The 252-nt window shown below is 54.0% G+C and carries 1 protein-coding gene; it reads left to right on the forward strand.

The window, feature by feature from the left end:
• Positions 1–252 (forward strand): hypothetical protein (locus tag B4920_RS27150; protein WP_216820103.1); only part of this gene is annotated, 252 nt, incomplete at both ends.

Raw genomic sequence — 252 nt, forward strand, 5'->3', positions numbered from 1 at the left:
GGCGTAGTGCCGATGCAGCAAAGCGTATTAGAAATCGGCTCGGCAATTGAGCGCGGCTTTGACTTACTGTTTAAAGATTGCCAAGAAACTGCGGCCTGCCATGCCGAGTTTCCAGAGCTCAGGGCCGAGTTTGACCAAGTGGTAACCAAACTCAGCCAAGGGCCAGTGATGGAGCAAGTACACGACCCGGTCACGGGTGAAAAGACCTTACTCACGCTCACCCGCGCGAAGTTTTATGGCGCGATCAGAATG

The sequence above is a fragment of the Zoogloea sp. LCSB751 genome (assembly GCF_002028455.1).
Lineage (GTDB): Bacteria > Pseudomonadota > Gammaproteobacteria > Burkholderiales > Rhodocyclaceae > Zoogloea.